The 20,380-nt window shown below is 38.2% G+C and carries 24 protein-coding genes; 5 read left to right on the top strand and 19 right to left on the bottom strand.

Features of this window, described 5'->3' with window-relative positions:
- Positions 1-19: 19 nt before the first annotated feature.
- The 18 genes from nqrE to CPS_RS04755 all read right to left on the bottom strand — a co-directional run bounded on the left by nqrE (position 20) and on the right by CPS_RS04755 (position 15,868).
- Positions 20-643 carry an NADH:ubiquinone reductase (Na(+)-transporting) subunit E gene (nqrE, locus tag CPS_RS04840; protein ID WP_011041922.1) on the bottom strand — a complete coding sequence of 208 codons (624 nt, stop codon included), beginning with the start codon at positions 641-643 and terminating at the stop codon, positions 20-22.
- Between the two features lie 2 nt (positions 644-645).
- Positions 646-1,269, bottom strand: a complete 624-nt coding sequence (locus CPS_RS04835; RefSeq protein WP_011041921.1) for an NADH:ubiquinone reductase (Na(+)-transporting) subunit D — start codon at positions 1,267-1,269, stop codon at positions 646-648.
- Complete coding sequence (locus CPS_RS04830; protein WP_011041920.1) at positions 1,269-2,039, bottom strand: Na(+)-translocating NADH-quinone reductase subunit C; 771 nt, start codon at positions 2,037-2,039, stop codon at positions 1,269-1,271. Before CPS_RS04830 ends, CPS_RS04835 begins: the two co-directional genes overlap by 1 nt.
- A complete protein-coding gene (locus CPS_RS04825) occupies positions 2,032-3,234 on the bottom strand; it encodes an NADH:ubiquinone reductase (Na(+)-transporting) subunit B (protein WP_011041919.1) in 1,203 nt (400 codons plus the stop codon). Before CPS_RS04825 ends, CPS_RS04830 begins: the two co-directional genes overlap by 8 nt.
- A gap of 2 nt (positions 3,235-3,236) precedes the next feature.
- Positions 3,237-4,574, bottom strand: a complete 1,338-nt coding sequence (locus CPS_RS04820; RefSeq protein WP_011041918.1) for a Na(+)-translocating NADH-quinone reductase subunit A — start codon at positions 4,572-4,574, stop codon at positions 3,237-3,239.
- 515 nt (positions 4,575-5,089) lie between these two features.
- Positions 5,090-5,980 carry an RNA polymerase sigma factor RpoS gene (gene rpoS / locus CPS_RS04815; protein WP_011041917.1) on the bottom strand — a complete coding sequence of 297 codons (891 nt, stop codon included), beginning with the start codon at positions 5,978-5,980 and terminating at the stop codon, positions 5,090-5,092.
- A gap of 109 nt (positions 5,981-6,089) precedes the next feature.
- Positions 6,090-6,941, bottom strand: a complete 852-nt coding sequence (locus CPS_RS04810) for a peptidoglycan DD-metalloendopeptidase family protein (RefSeq protein WP_011041916.1) — start codon at positions 6,939-6,941, stop codon at positions 6,090-6,092.
- Positions 6,942-7,025: 84 nt separating this feature from the next.
- On the bottom strand, positions 7,026-7,604 hold the full coding sequence (locus CPS_RS04805; protein ID WP_011041915.1) for a YqaA family protein: 579 nt from the start codon (positions 7,602-7,604) through the stop codon (positions 7,026-7,028).
- Positions 7,604-8,254 carry a protein-L-isoaspartate(D-aspartate) O-methyltransferase gene (locus tag CPS_RS04800; protein ID WP_011041914.1) on the bottom strand — a complete coding sequence of 217 codons (651 nt, stop codon included), beginning with the start codon at positions 8,252-8,254 and terminating at the stop codon, positions 7,604-7,606. The genes CPS_RS04805 and CPS_RS04800 overlap by 1 nt, the downstream gene beginning before the upstream one ends.
- Positions 8,255-8,272: 18 nt before the next feature.
- A complete protein-coding gene (surE, locus tag CPS_RS04795; RefSeq protein ID WP_041737346.1) occupies positions 8,273-9,028 on the bottom strand; it encodes a 5'/3'-nucleotidase SurE in 756 nt (251 codons plus the stop codon).
- 30 nt (positions 9,029-9,058) lie between these two features.
- A complete protein-coding gene (gene truD, locus CPS_RS04790; protein ID WP_011041912.1) occupies positions 9,059-10,162 on the bottom strand; it encodes a tRNA pseudouridine(13) synthase TruD in 1,104 nt (367 codons plus the stop codon).
- Between the two features lie 56 nt (positions 10,163-10,218).
- Positions 10,219-10,731, bottom strand: coding sequence for a 2-C-methyl-D-erythritol 2,4-cyclodiphosphate synthase (gene ispF / locus CPS_RS04785; RefSeq protein WP_011041911.1), 513 nt, complete (start codon positions 10,729-10,731; stop codon positions 10,219-10,221).
- A 70-nt stretch (positions 10,732-10,801) separates the two neighbouring features.
- Positions 10,802-11,533, bottom strand: a complete 732-nt coding sequence (gene ispD, locus CPS_RS04780; RefSeq protein WP_011041910.1) for a 2-C-methyl-D-erythritol 4-phosphate cytidylyltransferase — start codon at positions 11,531-11,533, stop codon at positions 10,802-10,804.
- Between the two features lie 23 nt (positions 11,534-11,556).
- Positions 11,557-11,856 (bottom strand): cell division protein FtsB, encoded by a 300-nt coding sequence (gene ftsB, locus CPS_RS04775; protein ID WP_011041909.1) that lies wholly within the window; start codon positions 11,854-11,856, stop codon positions 11,557-11,559.
- Between the two features lie 69 nt (positions 11,857-11,925).
- The gene (locus tag CPS_RS04770; RefSeq protein ID WP_011041907.1) at positions 11,926-12,576 is read right to left on the bottom strand and encodes a hypothetical protein; all 651 of its coding nucleotides are present in this window, start codon (positions 12,574-12,576) and stop codon (positions 11,926-11,928) included.
- 42 nt (positions 12,577-12,618) lie between these two features.
- Positions 12,619-13,737 carry a beta-ketoacyl-ACP synthase III gene (locus CPS_RS04765; protein WP_011041906.1) on the bottom strand — a complete coding sequence of 373 codons (1,119 nt, stop codon included), beginning with the start codon at positions 13,735-13,737 and terminating at the stop codon, positions 12,619-12,621.
- A 191-nt stretch (positions 13,738-13,928) separates the two neighbouring features.
- The gene (locus tag CPS_RS04760) at positions 13,929-14,954 is read right to left on the bottom strand and encodes an ABC transporter permease (RefSeq protein WP_011041905.1); all 1,026 of its coding nucleotides are present in this window, start codon (positions 14,952-14,954) and stop codon (positions 13,929-13,931) included.
- A gap of 32 nt (positions 14,955-14,986) precedes the next feature.
- Positions 14,987-15,868, bottom strand: coding sequence for an ABC transporter ATP-binding protein (locus tag CPS_RS04755; RefSeq protein ID WP_011041904.1), 882 nt, complete (start codon positions 15,866-15,868; stop codon positions 14,987-14,989).
- A 480-nt stretch (positions 15,869-16,348) separates the two neighbouring features.
- Between CPS_RS04755 and CPS_RS04750 the strand changes: the two genes are divergently transcribed.
- Both CPS_RS04750 and CPS_RS04745 read left to right on the top strand, forming a co-directional pair.
- Positions 16,349-16,555, top strand: coding sequence for a hypothetical protein (locus CPS_RS04750; protein WP_049757745.1), 207 nt, complete (start codon positions 16,349-16,351; stop codon positions 16,553-16,555).
- A complete protein-coding gene (locus CPS_RS04745; protein ID WP_011041900.1) occupies positions 16,546-16,773 on the top strand; it encodes a hypothetical protein in 228 nt (75 codons plus the stop codon). Before CPS_RS04750 ends, CPS_RS04745 begins: the two co-directional genes overlap by 10 nt.
- Before the next feature lie 39 nt (positions 16,774-16,812).
- Here CPS_RS04745 and CPS_RS04740 read toward each other — a convergent pair whose 3' ends face one another.
- Complete coding sequence (locus tag CPS_RS04740) at positions 16,813-19,062, bottom strand: GNAT family N-acetyltransferase (RefSeq protein WP_238383589.1); 2,250 nt, start codon at positions 19,060-19,062, stop codon at positions 16,813-16,815.
- Between the two features lie 239 nt (positions 19,063-19,301).
- Between CPS_RS04740 and napE the strand changes: the two genes are divergently transcribed.
- Genes napE through CPS_RS04725 form a run of 3 tightly spaced genes read left to right on the top strand, consistent with a single transcriptional unit; the run spans position 19,302 to position 20,353 of the window.
- Entirely contained in the window at positions 19,302-19,463 is a 162-nt protein-coding gene (gene napE / locus CPS_RS04735) for a periplasmic nitrate reductase, NapE protein (RefSeq protein ID WP_011041898.1), read from the top strand.
- A 4-nt stretch (positions 19,464-19,467) separates the two neighbouring features.
- Positions 19,468-20,016, top strand: a complete 549-nt coding sequence (gene napF / locus CPS_RS04730; RefSeq protein WP_011041897.1) for a ferredoxin-type protein NapF — start codon at positions 19,468-19,470, stop codon at positions 20,014-20,016.
- Between the two features lie 19 nt (positions 20,017-20,035).
- Positions 20,036-20,353, top strand: a complete 318-nt coding sequence (locus CPS_RS04725; protein ID WP_011041896.1) for a chaperone NapD — start codon at positions 20,036-20,038, stop codon at positions 20,351-20,353.
- The last annotated feature ends 27 nt before the right edge of the window (positions 20,354-20,380 follow it).

The following is a 20,380-nucleotide window of genomic DNA, read 5'->3' as shown; positions in this document are numbered from 1 at the left end:
TGCATTACACCGACCAAATTTATAACGAAATACCACCGAAAGAAAGAAAGCCAAAAGCCATCAATCCAGCAGTAATAAATGTAATACCTAAACCTTTCAAACCGTTTGGTACATCAGAATATTTCATCTTTTCGCGCAAACCAGCCATCAATACAATGGCTAACATCCAACCTATACCTGAGCCAACGCCGTAAACGACACTTTCGCCAAGGGTAAGGTTTTTCGCAACCATAAAGGAAACGGCACCAAAAATGGCACAGTTAACCGTGATTAAAGGTAGGAAGATGCCAAGCGCTTGATACAAAGCTGGGAAATACTTATCTAAAAGCATTTCTAAAATTTGTACTAAAGCAGCAATTACCCCGATAAAGGTAATAAATGACAAAAAGCTAAGGTCAATTGATTCTTTCGGATCAGTAATCCCCATTAAGCTGTCAAGTGCACCCGGTGCTAAAATTGCTTGGTAGATGATTTGGTTAGCAGGAACCGCTAAACCGAGCACTACAACAACTGCAACACCTAAGCCAATCGCTGTGCTAACTTTCTTTGATACTGCTAAGAAAGTACACATACCTAAGAAGAAGCTTAACGCCATATTCTCAATGAAAATGGTTTTAATAAAAATACTTAAATAATGTTCCATGATTAATCCTTCTCAACTTGTTCTGGTTTCCATTGGCGTACAGCCCAAATGATTAAACCAATAATGAAGAATGAGCTAAACGGTAACACTAATAGACCATTACCTTGGTACCAGCCGCCGTTTTGAACTAATGGTAGAACTTCAAAACCGAAAACTTTACCAAAGCCAAGTAATTCACGAAAGAAAGCGACAACCATTAAGACTGCGCCATAACCTAAACCGTTACCAATACCGTCTAAGAAGCTCACGCCAGGCTTTTCTTTCATAGCAAAAGCTTCAGCACGACCCATAACGATACAGTTAGTAATGATCAAACCAATATAAACCGATAATTCTTTCGATAATTGGTAAGAGAAAGCTTTTAGTACTTGGTCAACAACAATTACTAGTGAAGCAATAATCGCCATTTGCACAATAATACGTACACTTGATGGTATTTGATTACGGATAATCGAAATAAACAAGTTAGAAAATGCAGTTACCACAATTACAGCAAGTGTCATAACTAACGCATTAGCCATTGAGCTTGTTACAGCAAGCGCTGAACAAACACCTAATACTTGTAATGCAATCGGGTTATTATCAACAACAGGTCCGAAGAGGACTTTTTTAGTATCTGAAGACATTAGTTCAATCCTCCATTACGGAATTTAGCAATAAAAGGACCATAGCCTTCATTACCTAACCAAAAATGTAAGGTACGCTGAACACCATTACTGGTCAATGTCGCACCAGATAAGGCATCAACACCGTGAATATCACCTTTTTTAGCGCCACCTTTAACGATTTTAATCGCGATATCGCCTTGCTCGTTAAACATCTTTTTACCAGGCCATAAGGCTTTCCAGTTTGGGTTAAGCACTTCTGCGCCTAATCCTGGAGTTTCCTTAAGATCAGAGTAAACAACGCTTTGAACGGTATTGAAATCTGGTGATAAGCCAACAAAACCGTACATTAGATCCCATAAACCACTACCTACAATAGGTAATACAATAGTATCTAATTGACCTTGTTCATTTTTAACTAAATAAACAACAGCACGATCAGCTCGACGGTTAAGACCAGCAATATCACTGCTCGGCTTAGTACTTTTTGCTGCATCACGAGAGTCTGCACGCTCGTCAAACGCATTAACATCACCTTCAATAATTGTACCTGTTTTTAGGTCAATCATTTTAGCTTCAACACGTTTGTTATAAGTACCAACAATATCTTTACCTGCATCAGCTAATAAGCCCGATGCTTCAAGAATTTTAGTTTGCTTATCAAGCAATTTGTTAGCTTGTTGTAGTGGTTTTAGTCCAACCGCGGCAATAGATACCAAGGCTGCACACACTAAACAGATAACTAAAACAAAACCTAGGGTTCTGCCAAATGTTTCTTTATTACTAGACATTACGTGCAAGCCTCCGTTTGATATTGCCTTGTACTACAAAGTAGTCAAACAATGGTGCGAACAAGTTAGCGAATAAAATAGCTAACATCATACCTTCTGGGAATGCCGGGTTAACAACACGAACCAATACCACCATCACGCCAACTAAAGCGCCAAACCAGTATTTACCTGTATTTGTAAACGAAGCAGAAACAGGGTCAGTTGCCATAAACATCATACCAAAAGCAAAACCACCAATAACTAAGTGCCAATGCCAAGGCATAGCAAACATAGCATTAGTATCACTGCCAATAGCATTGAATAATAATGAGGTAATAACCATACCGCCAAACACACCTAAAACGATGCGCCAAGAAGCAATACCTTTATAAAGGATGTAAGCACCACCCAATAAAATAGCAAAAGTAGAAACTTCACCTACTGAACCAGGAATAAAGCCCCAGAAAGCGTTCCACCAATCAGCATTTACCGAGTAATCAACAAGACCTTGGCTAGCAGAGCTAAGCATAGTAGCGCCAGAGAAACCATCAGCAGCAACCCATACAGCATCACCTGAAATTTGGCTTGGATAAGCAAAGAATAAAAACGCACGACCCGCTAATGCTGGGTTTAAGAAGTTTTTACCTGTACCACCAAAAATTTCTTTCGCGATAACGATACCAAAAGTAATACCGATGGCAACTTGCCATAAAGGAATACTAGCCGGTAAAATAAGTGCGAATAAGATAGACGAAACGAAGAAACCTTCATTCACTTCATGCCCACGTACTGCCGCAAATAATACTTCCCAGAAGCCACCAACAATAAAGGTAACGGCATATATAGGTAGGAAGAACATGGCACCGTAGAACATCATATCGAATGTGCCAGAGCCAGCAGTTAATGAACCACCTAATAAGCTGAATAAATCAACCTGCCAAGATTGTGGTAAAGCGTAACCAGCAGCCAAAGCATCGACAGCTTGGAAACCAATGTTATACATACCAAAGAACATGGCTGGGAAAACCGCAAGCCATACTGTGATCATGATTCGTTTTAAATCAATGCTGTCACGAACGTGTGTTTTACCTTTATTAACCATACCTGGAGTAAATAACCCCGTAGCTACAGCTTCATAAAGTGCAAACCACTTTTCTTGTTTGCCGCCTTTTTCAAAGTGCGGCTCAATATCTTCAATAAACTTTTTCAAGCCCATGACTAACCTTCCTTTTCGATTGTGGTTAGGCAATCACGAAGAATTACACCGTAATCTGTTTTGCCGGGACAAACAAATGTACACAGTGCTAAATCTTCTTCGTCTAGCTCTAAGGCACCTAGTTGTTGCGCGCCGTCGGTATCACCAGAACAAATATCGCGTAAAAACAAGGTAGGTAAAATATCTAATGGCATAACACGTTCAAAGTTACCAATTGGCACCATGGCACGTGAGCTACCGTTAGTCGTAGTAGTCATACTAAATAACTTACTCGAGAAAAAGTGCGACATATAAGCACGAGTTACTGAGAACTTATTAGGACCTGGGTACATGTAACCGATAAATTCTTTTTCACGACCTTCAAGAATTAATGATACTTGTACGTTATAACGACCTAAATAACCGTGAACAGCGCTGGCTGTTGCACCCATTAATAGTGAACCAGAAACAACACGTAATTCACCTTCAGCGGTTTCGCCTGCTGATAATTCAGCAGTGCTAGCACCTAAAACCGTACGTACTAAACGTGGGTTTGTGGCGGCAGGACCGGCAAGTGAAATAACACGAGTATTATCGATTTCACCTGTAGTGAACAATTTAGCAATCGCGATAACATCTTGATAACCAACATGCCAAACAAATCTTTCCGCACTTGCAGATTTTAAGAAGTGAATATGCGTACCTACAAGGCCTGCAGGATGCTTACCAGCAAATTCAGTTACTGTTGCATTGCTATCTACAGGGATATTTGCCCCTGGCGCTTTGCTAACAAATACTTCACCACTTGTTAAACGAGATAAAATGGTTAAACCATTTTTAAACGCTTCACTTTGCTCACCGATAACGATTTCTGGATTCGCCGCCAATGGATTGGTATCCATCGCACTAACAAAAATCGCAGAAGGTTCACTATCAATAGCAGGTACTTTGCTAAATGGACGCGTTCTTAATGCTGTCCATAAACCTGAATCGACTAAGTTCTTAACAACGTTTTCACGTGCTAGAGAAGCGAATTCAGTTGCTGGATAAACGGTAAACGTTTCTTGATCGTAGCCATCGACATCGATAACAACTGATTGTAAAACACGTTTTTCACCGCGGTTAATTTCTTTTACAACACCGGCAGCTTGAGCTGTGAATATAACGCCAGGATTTTTTTTATCTTCAAAAATCACCTGACCTTTTTTTACGCGGTCACCCACTTTAACAAACATGGTTGGACGCATACCCACAAACTCTTCACCGAGTGTTGCAACGGTTTTGATGGACGGACCATCATGGATTACCTGCTGCGGAGCGCCTTTTACAGGAACATCCAAGCCTTTTTTTATTGTAATCATAAACACTTGCACTACTTTTGATGGGAGTATAAAAATCAGTTCATTAGTTTATCTAATGAATATCACAGCATAAAAAGCCTAAATATCAATTAGATAAAAATTAAGTCACCAATTTCAGTGTATTTCAGTGAAGAATTAATTTTAGCGTTACCGCTAAAGAAAAAGACCCACTGGCTCTAAGTTAAAATTTTCTGGCGCGATATTACCACAAAAAGACCTTTTTATTCTACGGGCATTTTAAATTTTTCATTACTATTTACGTCAATAAATGTCTATTTTGCGCAGCTGTTGTTAATTATTTCGTTTTGTAAATAAGACCTTGGTGGAACAGGAGAACATTAGTTGGACCTCACAATAGATTTCTCAATACACCTGCAAATATTTTTAATCATTACGTATAAACTAATTTTAAATGTGAATTTTAGACATAAAAAAAGCAGCCCTTAATTGCTGCTTTTAACATGTAATCATTCATGACAATAATTACCTGTTTATCATCCTAAGATAATCTAAATTTAGGCTTGAAAAATAGCCTCTATTGACAAGTTTTGTTGGGATAAAATGTCACGTAAACGTTTTAATGCTTCAACTTGGATTTGACGAACGCGTTCACGTGTTAAACCAATCTCACGGCCAACATTTTCTAGCGTTGATGCTTCATATCCAAGTAAACCAAAACGTCTAGCCAACACTTCCCTTTGTTTGGTATTAAGCTCATTTAACCAATGAATAATATTATTACTCATATCTTCTGACTGTAAATCACTTTCAGGGCCGGTACTTTTTTCATCAGCTATAACATCTAATAAAGCTTTATCTGACTCTCCTGCAAAAGGGGTATCTACAGAGGCAATACGTTCGTTTAATCGCAACATTTTATTAACGTCGGCAACAGGTCTATCTAGGTGCTGTGCGATATCTTCGGCGGTAGGTTCGTGATCGAGTTTTTGAATTAGTTCACGAGAAGCACGTAAATAAATATTAAGTTCTTTAACAACATGAATGGGTAATCGAATAGTACGGGTTTGGTTCATTATTGCCCGTTCAATGGTTTGGCGTATCCACCACGTAGCATAAGTTGAAAAGCGGAAGCCTCGCTCAGGGTCAAATTTTTCAACGGCTCTAATTAAGCCTAAGTTTCCTTCTTCAATTAAATCAAGTAAAGGTAGTCCGCGATTATTATAACGTCGGGCTATTTTCACAACTAAACGTAGATTACTCTCTATCATCCGTTTTCTTGATGGTTCGTCCCCTTTGAGGGCTAGACGTGAGAAGTAAACTTCTTCTTCAGCGGTTAATAGCGGTGAAAAACCTATTTCACTTAAATAAATCTGTGTAGCGTCTAGGTTTGACGGTGCATCTTCCTTCGATTCAATAGTTTTTTTTTGTTCTTTTAATTTGACCATGCTATTTCTCCCAAATTTGCAAAGCTTAATTTTAATTTTAATTTTTAAATATTCACGACAACTCCGATTTTTTAGTATTTATTTTATGGTTTCTTATTTACGACAATTATTATTTTTTTGGTAAATATTTTAAAGGATTAACTGATTTCCCTCGAAAGCGTATCTCAAAATGAAGCATTACTTTGTTGGCATCAGTGTCACCCATGGTGGCAATAACATCACCGATATTTATGATCTGCTGCTCTTTAACGAGAATACGATCATTATGGGCATATGCACTTAAATAGTCATCGTTATGTTTTATAATAATGAGTTTACCGTAGCCCCTAAGGGCATTACCTGCGTATACCACTTTACCTGTCGTCGACGCTTTAATTTTTGTTCCGCGACGGCCTGTAATATCTATGCCTTTATTACCCTGTGCACTATTTGAAAAATACTCTACAACTTTGCCCTTAACCGGCCATTGCCATCGACTAATTTTTTGTGAAAACTTTTCCGATGCTAAAGTGCTGTTTTGGTATGATTTTCGAGTGCTTACATTTTCACCATACGCCTGCTTTTTAGTAGATGCAAGTGTATTTTTTGAGCCATTTTTTTTATTAGCGGTAGAGCTTTTAGTCGAATTTTTATGTGATACCTTGTGTTTACTTACTTCCGCTGTTTTTTTAACCTTAGATTCAACTAAAAATATTTTTTGTCCTGGATATATTCGATACGGCGAGGAGATTTTATTTATCCGAGCAATTTTTCTAACGTCTGAGTTCGCACGCCATGCAATCGAATAGAGAGTTTCTCCTTTTTTAACAAGATATTGCGAAGTCCTAATAGAGTCTTGATTACGTTCTCCTAGCACAATATTTGATACAGGTGCAGGTGTATTGCGGCTACTACAAGAGAAAAGAGTGATCGCAAAAATAACGTAAGTAAATAAGTATTTAGCTAGTCGAAAAAAACTCATAGGAAATCCACTACAGGAATATCCACTGTATTTTCCATACAACCAATTCAATACTTATGCTCATAAAATGAATATCAATTCACCTTAGCGTAAAACAAAATAACCAACAACGATGGCGCCAACAATTCCCCAGCCTAAAACATCAACCCACTGCTTTATCTTTTGTTCCATGGCACTACCGCCCCACTTAATTAGGCCCGCCACTAGGAAAAAACGTAAACCTCGACCTATAGCAGAAGCAATAAAAAATGGTAAGAAAGCCATATGCAAAAATCCCGCACTGACAGTAAACAATTTGTAAGGTATTGGTGAAAATCCAGCAATAAATACTACCCATACACCCCACTCATTAAACCAACCAATAGCGATATCAAATCGCGCTTGATAACCAAAGTTAGAAATAAGTGGCTGGATCCACGGTTCAAACATTAAGTAACCAAGCCAATAACCAACTGAGCCTCCTAGAATTGAAGCAATGGTGGTTATTCCCGCAAAATACCATGCCTTTTGTGGTTTTGCTAACACCATAGGCGCAAGTAATACATCAGGTGGGATAGGGAAAAATATGGACTCAGCAAAGGTAAGTGCTACTAAGAAACGCGGGGCAAACTGATGTTCTGCCCAGCGTAAAGTCCACTGGTAAAGACTTGAAAAAACTTTCACTACAATAAATCTCCGGGTACTAAAGGTACAAAACGCACAGCTTCAACTTGCTGCTCGTTATAAACATCACCTTCTCGGGTGATAATTTTTAAAATTTGAGTTTGCTCTCCAACGGGGATAACTAAACGCCCACCATCAGCTAACTGATCTAATAAGGCGGGTGGTACACTCGAAGGTGCCGCAGTAACTATGATGGCGTCAAAGGGGCCTTTGCTTCGCCAGCCCTGCCAACCATCACCATGCTTCATTGCTACATTGTGTAAATCCATTGCGCGTAAACAGCGTTTTGCTTGCCACTGTAACGCTTTGATTCGCTCAACCGAAAAGACCTTATCTGTTAGCTGAGCTAAAATAGCGGTTTGATAACCAGAACCAGTACCTATTTCTAATATATTTTGCGGCCGGCCATCTGCTAATAGTAACTCAGACATCTTAGCCACAATGTAAGGCTGTGAAATAGTCTGCCCTTGCCCAATGGGCAAGGCAGTATTGTCATAAGCTTTATGTGCCAAAATTTCAGGCACAAATATATGCCTAGGAGAATGAGCTATAGCCTTTAGAACAGCAGGATTACTAATACCTTCACTCTGTAATTTTTGCGCCAATAACTCTCCACTGCGCTTTGATTTTCCGCCTATGCGACTAGACATCATAAGAATACATCCGATTTAATCTGATAAGTTAAGCGCTGTAAGCCAACTTTTAATATTTTCTATACTACGATGAGCAGTCATATCAACGGTTAGTGGTGTTACAGACGCATATCCATTGGCAATAGCATGGAAATCGGTTCCTTCTCCTCCATCGAGTTCCTGTCCTAGCACGCCATACCAATAAATATCACGCTGCCATGGATCTTGCATTTTTTGCATACGTTCAGCTTGGTGACGGTGACCTAAGCGTGTGACTTTTATCCCTTTTAGCTCAGCTAATGGAATATCAGGGACATTAATATTTAAAATTTGATCTGCTGGTAATGGATGAGTGCGTAGACGTTTGATTATTTTTGCAGTGACAATCGCTGCCGTTTGATAATGTTGCTCATTATTTCCCGCCAAGGATACTGCAACTGCAGGCATACCCATATGACGTCCTTCAGTTGCCGCTGCCACAGTGCCTGAATAGAGAGTATCATCACCTAAATTCGCGCCTTTATTTATACCTGCAACCACTAAGTCACAATCAGTAAAAAGCTGGCTACTGCCTAAGTGCACTGAATCTGTTGGTGTACCGTTTACCGAGATAAAACCATTATCCAAATGCTCTGCCCGTAAAGGATTAAGCAATGTTAATGAGTTACTAGCACCACTGCAATTTCGATCTGGGGCGACTACGTTTACAGAAAAATGTTTAACGAGTTCATCAAAAAGCACTTTAATACCTAATGCATGCACGCCATCATCATTGCTCAATAATATTTTCATTTTACTCGTTAAGTTTTGTTCATCCATAATTTATGCCGAATCCTGCTGATTTGAGTTAACAGCTGTTTCTCTTTTATCAATACGCGTTGTCATATCTTGGTAGTTCAATAACTCACGTAAAACCGTCGTGGCGTAACACCCCGCAGGTAAAAAGAAACTAATTTTCACTGCATTACTCTCTTCTTGTGCTGAGTCTTCTTCCGCTGATAACAATTCAATATCGGTATCGCTAACCGTTAAGCGAATGCGACGGCGTTCTTGCTTTAAACCAAAACGTGGTAGCCCTTCACAAAATTCTAAATTCTTTGTCGCTACTTCTTGTTCTAATACCTGTGGTGCATTGCTAGTCATCAGTTCACCAGCGCCCCACATAGGTGCGGTTATATCCACATCTTTATCAGTAAAACGTTGTTGAATAGCGCTATCTACTTCATCCAGATGAAATACTGATTGTGTGCCCGCTAGCATTAACACATCGCCGACAGCTACTTTATCAAAACATTGCTGTTGAATTCGTTCATTAAGCACTGAATTAAAAATATGTGACCGGGCTGCCGATAGATACATACCACGCTTTTTCTTATCTTTTACTTTCTGCCCTGAGAATAATGATAAAGCACGTTCTATATTGCCACCGCCAATACCAAAACGCTGCTCGCCGAAATAATTAGGGACACCCTGTTCAACAATTTTTTGCCAGCGTTCAGTAAACGCTTTGATAGCGGTCACTTCACGTAAAATGAGCTCAAATCGATTACCAGTTAATGCACCTGTGCGTAATTTTTTATTATGTCGCTTATAAGAAAGAACCTCGACACCTTCAATATTCAAGTCATCTAAATTATATTCTTGCTTACCTGGAACGTGTATACCAAACCACTGCTCGGTGACCGCAAAGCGATCTTTCAAACCAGCATAAGAAACAAGCTGTTCTTTTACTTCAAAGTACTTTGCTAGTTCTCGAGCAACAAAGAGGGTATTAGCCCCGGTTTTTCGAATATGAACAAATAAATGCTCTCCTTCACCACAGGGTAAAAAGGGCAATTCTTCAAACACTTGAAAATCACTTATTTGACTACGTAATAAACCACTCGATTCTGGTTTTCCATGTAAGTAGGCTTGTTCAATTAACATGTCATCTATCTTCTTATAATTCTGTATGTGTTAGCGATAAAAGGCGATAAGCCCAACTAAATATTTTGTATTTCTTCGATAAGTGGTAAAGGATGTTCAATTGCAATTAATAAAACCACGGCATGCACTGAGATACCTTCTTTTCGCCCGGTATACCCTAGTTTTTCTGTCGTGGTGGCTTTCACATTAACTTGCTCAATTGTTGTTTTTAAGTCTTCACTTAAACAAGTACGCATCGCTACTAAATGAGGTGCCATCTTAGGTGCTTGAGCTACAATCGTAATATCAGCATTGCCTAGTTGAAAGCCCTTGTCTGTCATTAACGAAACAACATGACGTAGTAGTATTCTGCTAGAGATATTTTCATATTGTCCGTCGGTATCAGGAAAGTGGTTGCCAATATCAGCTAAACATAATGCCCCTAAAATAGCGTCACAAAGCGCATGAATCGCGACGTCGCCATCGGAGTGTGCGATAAATCCCAGTTCAAAAGGTATTTTTACTCCACCGAGCACTAAAGGCCCTTTGCCACCAAATTTATGTACATCAAAACCATGACCTATGCGCATTTTGTTGTCCTTTTATCTAGTTATACTAATCACATTAACTCACTGAACTGTTAAGATCAGGACAGTCAATCTAATTGGTATTATTCGCTTGCTTATTTAAATAAAATTCAGCTAATGCTAAATCATTAGGGTGAGTTATCTTTATATTTTCACTACTTGCTGAAACTAATAAGCTAGGTAAGTTAGCCTGTTCAATAGCTGAAGCTTCATCCGTTATTTTTAAACTATTTTCTAGAGCTTGCTCTATGGCAAGTGTTAACTCATCAGTCTTATACATCTGTGGTGTCAAAGCATGCCATAATTGCTCTCGCTCGACGGTGCTCTCGATAATAGTATTATCACCTTTAGCACTGTCTTTAATAAGTACGCCACGTTTCATGGTGTCTCTAACAGGCGTGGCTAATATTCCGCCGTAATCTTTGCGTAAGCATCGAGTAATTAACTTATCGATATCTTGATGGCTAACACAGGGGCGCGCCGCATCATGTACTAATACCCAAGGGTATTTATCGCTATCGACAGCCTTTAAACCATTGAGCACTGAATTAACTCGTTCAGTACCTCCGTTTACACGAATGATGTCTTTATGATGTGCTAGTTCAGATTCCGCAAAGTATTGATCCTCGGTTCCTAAAGCAACAATAACTTGACTGATTAACGGGTGACTTAACAACCTCATCACAGTATGCGATAAAATTGTTTCATTATTGATGCGAAGGTATTGTTTGGGACAATTTGCCTGCATGCGTTTACCTACGCCTGCAGCGGGTACAATAACAATAAACTTTAGAGTTGACGCCATTAAGAAGCTACCTTGCCTTTCATCTAATTATTTACGTTACGAGTGCTATTTTCTTTAGGAATAAGACGAAAGAATGTTTCATTTTCTTTGATCATACCTAACTCATTTCGAGCACGTTCTTCAATCGCTTCAAGTCCTAATTTTAAATCATCGGTGTCAGCAAAAAGTAATTTGTTGCGTTGTTGTAATTTTTCATTGGCACTTTGCTGGCGAACAACATTTTCTTTCAGAACGAGATAATCAGGCACACTATTTTTACCAAACCAAAGTCGGTATTGAAGTAATACTAATAGTATCAGCAAAATTGCTGTGAATACGCGCATGACAACCTAAATAAAGTGTATAGACAAATACGAGATTATTACCGTTATTATACCTATCTACGGGCAGAGTTAAATAGCTAACGGTTTTTTGAAGTTTTTCCAATTAATAGAGCAGGATAGTAACAATTCTCTCAACGTTGGGATAATAGGAAGTTGTTTATTATTGCCTTGCCAGCAGTGCCCCGTACAAGCTGAGGTCATTATTTTTTTATTGGGTTTGAGCAGGCGCTTATTTGTCTCTTGACCTTTATGCATTAATTCATCAGTGGTTAACGAAAACCAACCGCCGACATTTGTTCGTATCCTCTGCTTATCAAGATCGATCCGATCAATGCAATCAATAATAATATGATCAGCTAACAACACGGGAACAACAAGGCCGACGTAAATATCTTTTTGCAAGTACCAGTTAATTATGTTCGCACATTCTTGCTCAGTTTCTTGTCCAGATAAAGGTATTTGTTTACCTTGTTTGGCTGACCAACTGGCATTATGAGTATCTAGCAGCAGTGGCGAGTGCCCTTGTGCGATAACTGTTACCATAGCGTGAGCTGTACGAGTTATATAATATGACAAACTTTCTAAGCGTGCTTGTACAGATTGCGCACTTGAAAAGTCGCCTTTGGCAATAAGACTAATTTCACGCTGATAAAGGGCATTGCATAGCTCTGCAAAATCTCCCGTATCTGTGTGTAGTTGCCAAAGGCTAGATTGCGACATAATTCCTACTCTATATAAGGCCTACTTTACATGAGCTTTACTTTAGACATATTCCAACAATAAACAGCATGCTGAGTATCCTGCACCAAAAGAACATAATACACTTTTGTCTCCAGTCGCTAGGTCCTGTTTATTTTTGTGCAAAGCAATAATACAACCTGCTGAACTCGTATTTGCATATTCATCTAATATAATAGGCGCTTCAGCGCTGCTTGGTTCTCTTCCAAGAACTTTTTTACCAATGAAATTATTCATATTGATATTAGCTTGGTGTAAATATAATCGCTTAATGTCATCAGCACCTATATCCATTTTTGCCATTTCACTGGTAATTAAATTAGAGACCATAGGCAAAACTTCTTTAAACACTTTTCGTCCCTGCTGGATAAAGAATTTGTCATCATTATCCGAGTTTTCTGGACTACAGTTATTCATATAACCAATATTACTACGAATATTATTAGAAAAACTGGTCATTGGTTTTTCACTGATGATTTTAAAAACATGCTCCGCATTAGCGGTACTTTCATCTTCGATAATTGATGCCGTTGCTACATCACCAAAAATAAAATGACTATCTCTATCTCGATAATTAATTTGTGGTGATAGTATTTCAGGGTTAATGACCAACACTGTTTTTGCTGTGCCACTACGAATAGCATTTGCTGCATTGATAATGCCAAACGTTGCTGCCGAACAAGCGACCAACATATCAAACCCCCAACCACCACAGCCAAGGGCATTCTGTATTTCAATCGCCATAGCAGGATACGAACGCTGGGTATAAGCACAGGCAACAATAATAAGATCAATATCGGCTGGTGTTTTATTGGCAGCTAACATCGCTTCCTTAGCTGCTGCAACACCTATCTCGGCCTGCATAGAGAGTTGGTCATTATCACGTTCGGTATAACGTGGCGACATAATATCGACATTTAAAATGCTTTCTTTCTCCATGACATAACGGCTTTTTATGCCCGAAGCTTTTTCAATAAAACTACTGTCTGATGGAGATAGCGCGACGATCTTGCCTGCTTCAATCTCCTGACTATGAGTAAGATTAAATTTCTCTACGTATTGGTTAAAACAGTGTACTAATTCATCATTTGAGATGCTCTGGGTTGGCGTGTACAACCCAGTTCCACTAATCACTACAGCCATAATAGGTCTCTTAAAATAAGGGGTAAATGTCATTGTATTTATGTGACAACGACGTACTCAAGGCAAGTATACTGGTATGACCATGCAATTACCACCAACTCAAATAATGTCGTAAAGCTATCAAAACTTTACTCTACTTGCCTGTTTATAATACTAATACTACACCACAAAACCATCGTTTCAATTTTTATTTAACGTTCAGTATTCCAACTAAACAAATAAGCCCCTAATGCCAAAAAGACACTACTCATCAGCAATAATATATTAACATGAAAACTAATATCACTTAGTGTGGCACCTTCAGTAATAACGGCTCTTGCGCCAGCAACTAAGTGAGTAAGCGGCATAAAATCTGCTAATATTTTTAATCCCTCAGGTGCTCCTTCTAAACTAAACCACACGCCTGAAAGCATTATCATCGGCCAAGAGGTTACATTTAAAAGGCCGCCAATAAGCTCTTCACTTTTACTGCGACTTGCTACCAGTAGCCCTAGGCTAATTAAACAAAAAGCACCTAATGCGCCGATAATGAAAAGGTCTACATAGCTTCCCAGCATGAAAAAGTCGAAAAAGATATTACAGCCACTATAAACCACCGTTGACATGAACATAACAATGAATAGCCGTGATAATAATTGCGCAGAAACAAATTCAAAAGCAGACAGTGGCGTTGCTTTTAAACGCTTTAATACTGAGTTTTTTCGATAACGTACGATGACATAACCAACACCAAATAGGCAACTGAACATCATATTCATACCCAGTATTCCAGGTAGCACCCAATCAACATAACGAATGTTCTTGCCACTACTTTGTAGGCGAGTAAATCCTGACTGTTGACCAAGGAATATTTTTTCAACTAAATAACTCTTGGATGATTCTTCATTCACCCAATAACGCTTAGCATCATAGTCAACTAACAAATCGAGACTGTGACGGCTAAGCTTTGCTTTTGCTAACGCAAGATCTTTATAGTTAATAAAATCAATAAAGCGTAATTCAGTAAGCGATGTTTGCGCTGCATTTTCATGTTGTAATTGACCTTGATCTACCAGCAAGCCTATTTTATAGGCTGGGCGACCATCACCTGAAAAAATAAAGGAAAAACCGACCAGTAATAGAATTGGAAAAAATAGATTCCAACCGAGTGATGACTTATCACGGAAAAATTCAATATTTCGTGCTTTAAAAACAGCAAAAAAACGTTTGAAATTCATATTATTTCCTAAAATATAAGGGTCAGGGCTCGTTATGCTTGTAACGAATGACCTGTAAGCTTCAAAAATAAATCATCAAGATTAGCCGACTTAACATGCAAGCCATCAAGGGAAACATTATTTCTCATTAACAAGGATAAGGTTTGTTCAACGTTTTTACTCGTGATTTCAATACGATCAGCTAATTTATTCCAGCCATGTACATTGACCAATTCATTCGAAATTTGTGCCTGAGGTAGGTAGATAAAAACATCTTCAAAATGCTTAGCTAACAATTCATGCGGGGTTCCTGCTTCAATTATTCGCCCCAGATCCATGATGACAATATCATCACATAGCTGCTCTGCTTCATCCATATAGTGGGTTGTCAAAACAACAGTTTTATTCTGTTCTTTAATATTTTTGATCAACTGCCAAAAGTTTCGACGGGCATGAGGGTCTAAGCCCGTAGTAGGTTCATCAAGAAAGATAATTTGAGGGTCATTTATTAACGCTAAAGCGAGTAATAATCGCTGCCTTTGCCCCCCCGATAATAAACGATTGTCCCTATCTAAAAACTCACTTAAATCACACAGTTCAATTAATTGTGCTTGTGGTAAAGTGTTTTGATAGAAAGAGGCAAATAAGTTGAGTGTTTCTTTAACGGTTAAAAAATCTTGTAAAGCGGTATGTTGAAACTGAATGCCTATTTGCTGAGATATTTGACTATCAACATGCTGGCCTTGATAAAGCACATGTCCTGAAGAGGCACTTATAATACCTTCCATAATTTCAATAGTCGTCGTTTTTCCAGCACCATTAGGTCCGAGTAAACCAAAACAATGGCCCTGTTGAACGTCGAAACTCACGTTATCAACGGCACAGACATCTTTATATTGCTTACTAAGTGACTGTACGCTTACTGCTGCATTCATATATTAGCTCCCTTTTACTCAACATCTATGCCTGTTACCAATCAAGATACAGGTTTCAGAGTGCTTGAGCAATTTCAATACAAGGCGCACCTTTGTAGTAATGGTTATTCAGAAGAATATGCTCCTGCATTCTCTAATAACACCATCCATGTAACGTCCTGACAAAAAAGTGCAACGATGTAGTGGTGTTGCTCAAGCGCTTATTAGATGGGCTAAAAATGATTTATGTTGCGTTATTCATTTGAATAATGGAACGACCACTGTCTAAAATAAATGTCTTAACTAAATAGTTTTTAGCTATCACTAAAATCCTGCACTTTGAATCATAGCCGGTATATATACAGTGAATTGATGAATCGCAATCAGTAATACTAAATAACATTACTATCAATCACTCTACTAAAAACAACAAATGATAATAATTATCATTTGCATCTGATTGATTCTTTGTTTATGCTTAATAAAACAAGGGGAGAAAATATGGCCACTATTACCACTAACAAAATTGACAAAGTACAAGTTGAGATTTCTAGCAGCCTACTTTCTCATTTACTCAATTCAGGTTTATTACATTGCGGTGATTGCAAGTGTTTAAATGCCAATGCTAAAACAGTTATTTGGCATAACTTACTTGCAAGTAGCACAAGCAGTGACACTCTCGATGGAGAAGAAATATTATGTGCTTAACTGCTTCAAATGAATTTACTTATATGGAAAGCTGGCTGGTTATGTTACTTACCACCTATAACAACAACCCAAGTAGTGGTTTAGCTAAAACCATTAGCTTTTATCTAACTAAGTTGTTGCACCATGATGACATAAACTTTAGTGGTAACAAGCGCTGTGAATATCTTGCTATGCAACGATATTGGCAATGGCATGCAAGAAATAAAGAAGCCAGTTAACTAATTCATAGGCCTAATTAATGGACTTAGTTAATCAGCTCAGTTAATTGCAGTATTTAGTCTTAAATGTACATAGTTTTTAATATGATTGTTCAGCATTTTCTTCCCTGTTAAGCCAAATTGTTGGCAAACAGAGTCACTATCATGCTTTTGAATCAATCTTGCAACAAGCACTAAAGACTGCTGTAAAACTTCTGTTGAGTGGCACTTAGTTTCACTCAACAGATCCTGCTTAAGCCATAAATATAAACTATAACAACAACTACTATATAAGCGTTCACCACGTGAAAATGCCTGAACATTAGCAATATCTCGCTCAGACAAAGCGCTTACATCTCCTTTAGAGTTTTGTCTCAATAACAAAAATACAAGCTCCGTCGTAAGTGCTCTATATTCTTCTAACAGTAAATAATCGAAACTTTGATAAAAGTTACGCTTAAAACTCTGCTGCTCTTGCTTGCTTTTTACAACAAGTCCTTTAATTAATAAAGCAGAATGCTCTCCACTAGCCTTGTCCTTGGTGAAACCAATTCTAGCAGTAGAAAATCCAGCGTTAAGCCAGAAAGAAAGCAGCTCAGGATTAACCCCAAAACTAGCGCCAATAAAATCAACACCTTGCTCTTTTGCTAATAATTCTATGTAGTGAATAAATTGAGCACCAATACCTTGCTGCTGAATTTGTGGGTGAACAGCAATGCGCATAATACGTAAATATTTATAATTAAAGGCTTGTTCAAAACCGCAATGGCTGAATAATGATTGCGGCAAAAAATGATTACGTAAACGACGTTCAGAATGTTTTATTGCTCGAATATCTGCATCACTCACGTTATTCCCCTTCCCTTCATTCATCAATAAAGCAACAGCTAGCATTTCTGCATCATTATTTTTGGAAGAGTAAAGGCAAGTTAATTGTACTTGAGGGTTATCTAGTAGTAGCTGTAAATCACTCGGCTTAGTTTGGTAGTGTGCTGTTACCAAAATAGCAAAAACTTGCTTTAATAGTGCTTCATCAGCAACCAGCTCTTTTGCAGATATAACTTTGAATACAGGTTCATTTGATTTATTTAGGACTTCGGCTTTCTCGACAGAACTACCTTTGCCATAGGTAGGCGGCTGAGGTGCTAATGTTGTTTTCAACTTAGGTAATTCTGCATTTAACAAACAAGCGTCAAAGACCAATTGTTCAAGCGGATCATTTTCCCGCCAACGGATCGGCTGATTAATATGTAAATTCACCCATTGTGGGCATAACCTATCAAGTACTTTTTTAAACTTTAAAGTAAAACCTCGCCCAGCTCCTTCATAACCATGAACAGTACTAGAAAAAACCATCCGATGATAACTTCTAAGTAATTGTTCAAGTAGATAAACAGGAATTGCCGCAGCTTCATCGACCAAAAGAAGATTAAGTTTTATCGGTGACCTTATTAATTGGTCAACAGCCATAAACGTTAACTTAACCTTGCCAAAGGTAATCGTATTACCTTGCTGCTCGACGCAATTTAAGCTTTGCTTTAATTGCCGATAGAAAACTGACAGCGCTTGAACATCAGGAGCAGTAATAACAATATCAAACTCATCCTGTTCGTGTTCTTTCATCAGTTGAGCACAGGCAATAGCCAATGCTGATGACTTTCCTCGGCCACGATCAGCCGTTAACACTAGCGGTCTTTTTCTTTGACCTGAGAGTACTTTTTTGATGGCGATAACCGCACTGTACTGCTCTTGGGTAATACAGCCATGTGGGTAAGTCGAAGTTGCCGACAGCTTTACCGGATTATCTACATCAAAATGAAGAGGTAAAACCGAAGCTTGCGACTCCGTTATGATGGTATGACTAGGCATCTTTGATAATAGTGAATAAAAGCGTTTAAAAAACAGGCTTTGTTCAAGTTTCTCATCTCTCGATGGTATAACTAGAAATAATATTCCGCCAGCTTTTAGCGTGCCCGACAAGCCGGCAAATGCATCAATGGTAAACTCACTATCGACAAAAATAATAAAATCACTTTCACTTCCTAACTTATCCCGGTAGCGTTTTCTCTGTACATTTGCAGGAAATATAGCGCTATCACCATAAACAAGACATTGAACTTGCGAAGAAAAAGTTTGAAAATTTTGTTTAGTCTCTGTGCTTAAAGCCGCGTGAATCACATCAATAGAGCGTAATAAAGACATTGCCCAAGACTCACAACCCGATAAAACGACCATGCGTCGCTCATTTTTTGCTGCTGCTGTCCTGACATAATTGTTAAACCAGGATAGGAAATCTTGTACTTGCACCATATTTTTTTAAAACCCTGAAGTAGAAGTAAGTGAATAAAATCCAAGTTATCGAGTATGTTAAAGCAAAAAAAAAATATTTCGCCTAGCTTTTTTGCGCGATTAAACTCTATACTGCTTAAGGCCATAAATTAACTATGGTTAATTTGCTAAACCTGATCTAGATCAAACTATTTGACCTAGCAAGGGATTAAAGTTAACCCAAATTTAGCTTACCTTAATCATAAACTTTCGAGAGCATTATGAACCAAGCAACATCTCCTGAACAACAAAAAAAGCATGAGCGAAATACCTTTATTTTTCTGGCTGTTTTTTTAGCACCTATCTTATCGGTAATTATCGTTGCCGGTTTTGGTTTTGCAGTCTGGATCAGTCAAATATTCTTTGGTCCACCAAGCGCTTAATCTCTTGTCTACTAACAACACTAAAACAGTCGAACGTTTAGCCGATCCTTCAAGAAGGCGCTTTTTTCGCGGACGTGTAAAAACTAAACACGAATTACGCTTACCTTGGGTAATTAATGAAGCGGTATTTACCTCTGGCTGCACTCAATGCCAAGATTGCATTAGCAGTTGCGAGAGCAATATTATTGTTAAAGATGAAGATGGCTTTCCAAAAATCGATTTCAGTTTAGGTGAATGTACCTTTTGTAATAAGTGTATAGAGAGCTGTGAACAACCGCTTTTTTCGGGTGTATTTACTGAAGAAAATACTTTAAAAAATAAAAAAGCTTGGCCGGTAACGTTGGAAATTAGTGATAAGTGTTTAGCTAAAAATAATATTTATTGTCAAAGTTGCCGTGATGAATGTGAAACTAGCGTAATAAAATTTAATTACCTTAATTCAAGCATTCCACAACCCAGTTTAAATGATCTTGATTGTACTCAATGTGGCGCATGCATTAAAAGTTGCCCACAAGATGCAATAGCGTTTAACTTTGACCAAACAACAGTTTAAAAAATAATTTAAGAAATATATGACACAAAAAGACCATAGAACACCTGAATACCACGTAGCTAGTCTAGTTGCCTCGCCAATATTTGCACAACTCGATGAAGTGAAAGCGGTTATTACTGCTGTTGAAGGTGCAGAAATTCACGCAGTCAGCGATGAAGGTAAAATAGTTTTCACTGTTGAAGGTACTGGCTTTAAAGATCTTGACAAAAAAATAGATATTATAAGAGTCCATAAAGGCATACTTAACGTATCACCTGTTTATCACCAAGTTTTAGACGAGAGTGGTGATGACAATGCTGAAGAACAATACAGTGAAGTAGCCATCAAAAAAGAATAAAGAATAAAATTAACCCTGTTTAAAACC

It is taken from the genome of Colwellia psychrerythraea 34H (assembly GCF_000012325.1).
Lineage (GTDB): Bacteria > Pseudomonadota > Gammaproteobacteria > Enterobacterales > Alteromonadaceae > Colwellia > Colwellia psychrerythraea_A.
The sequence above is the reverse complement of the archived record's forward strand: the minus strand, read 5'-3'. Positions and strand labels throughout refer to the sequence as shown.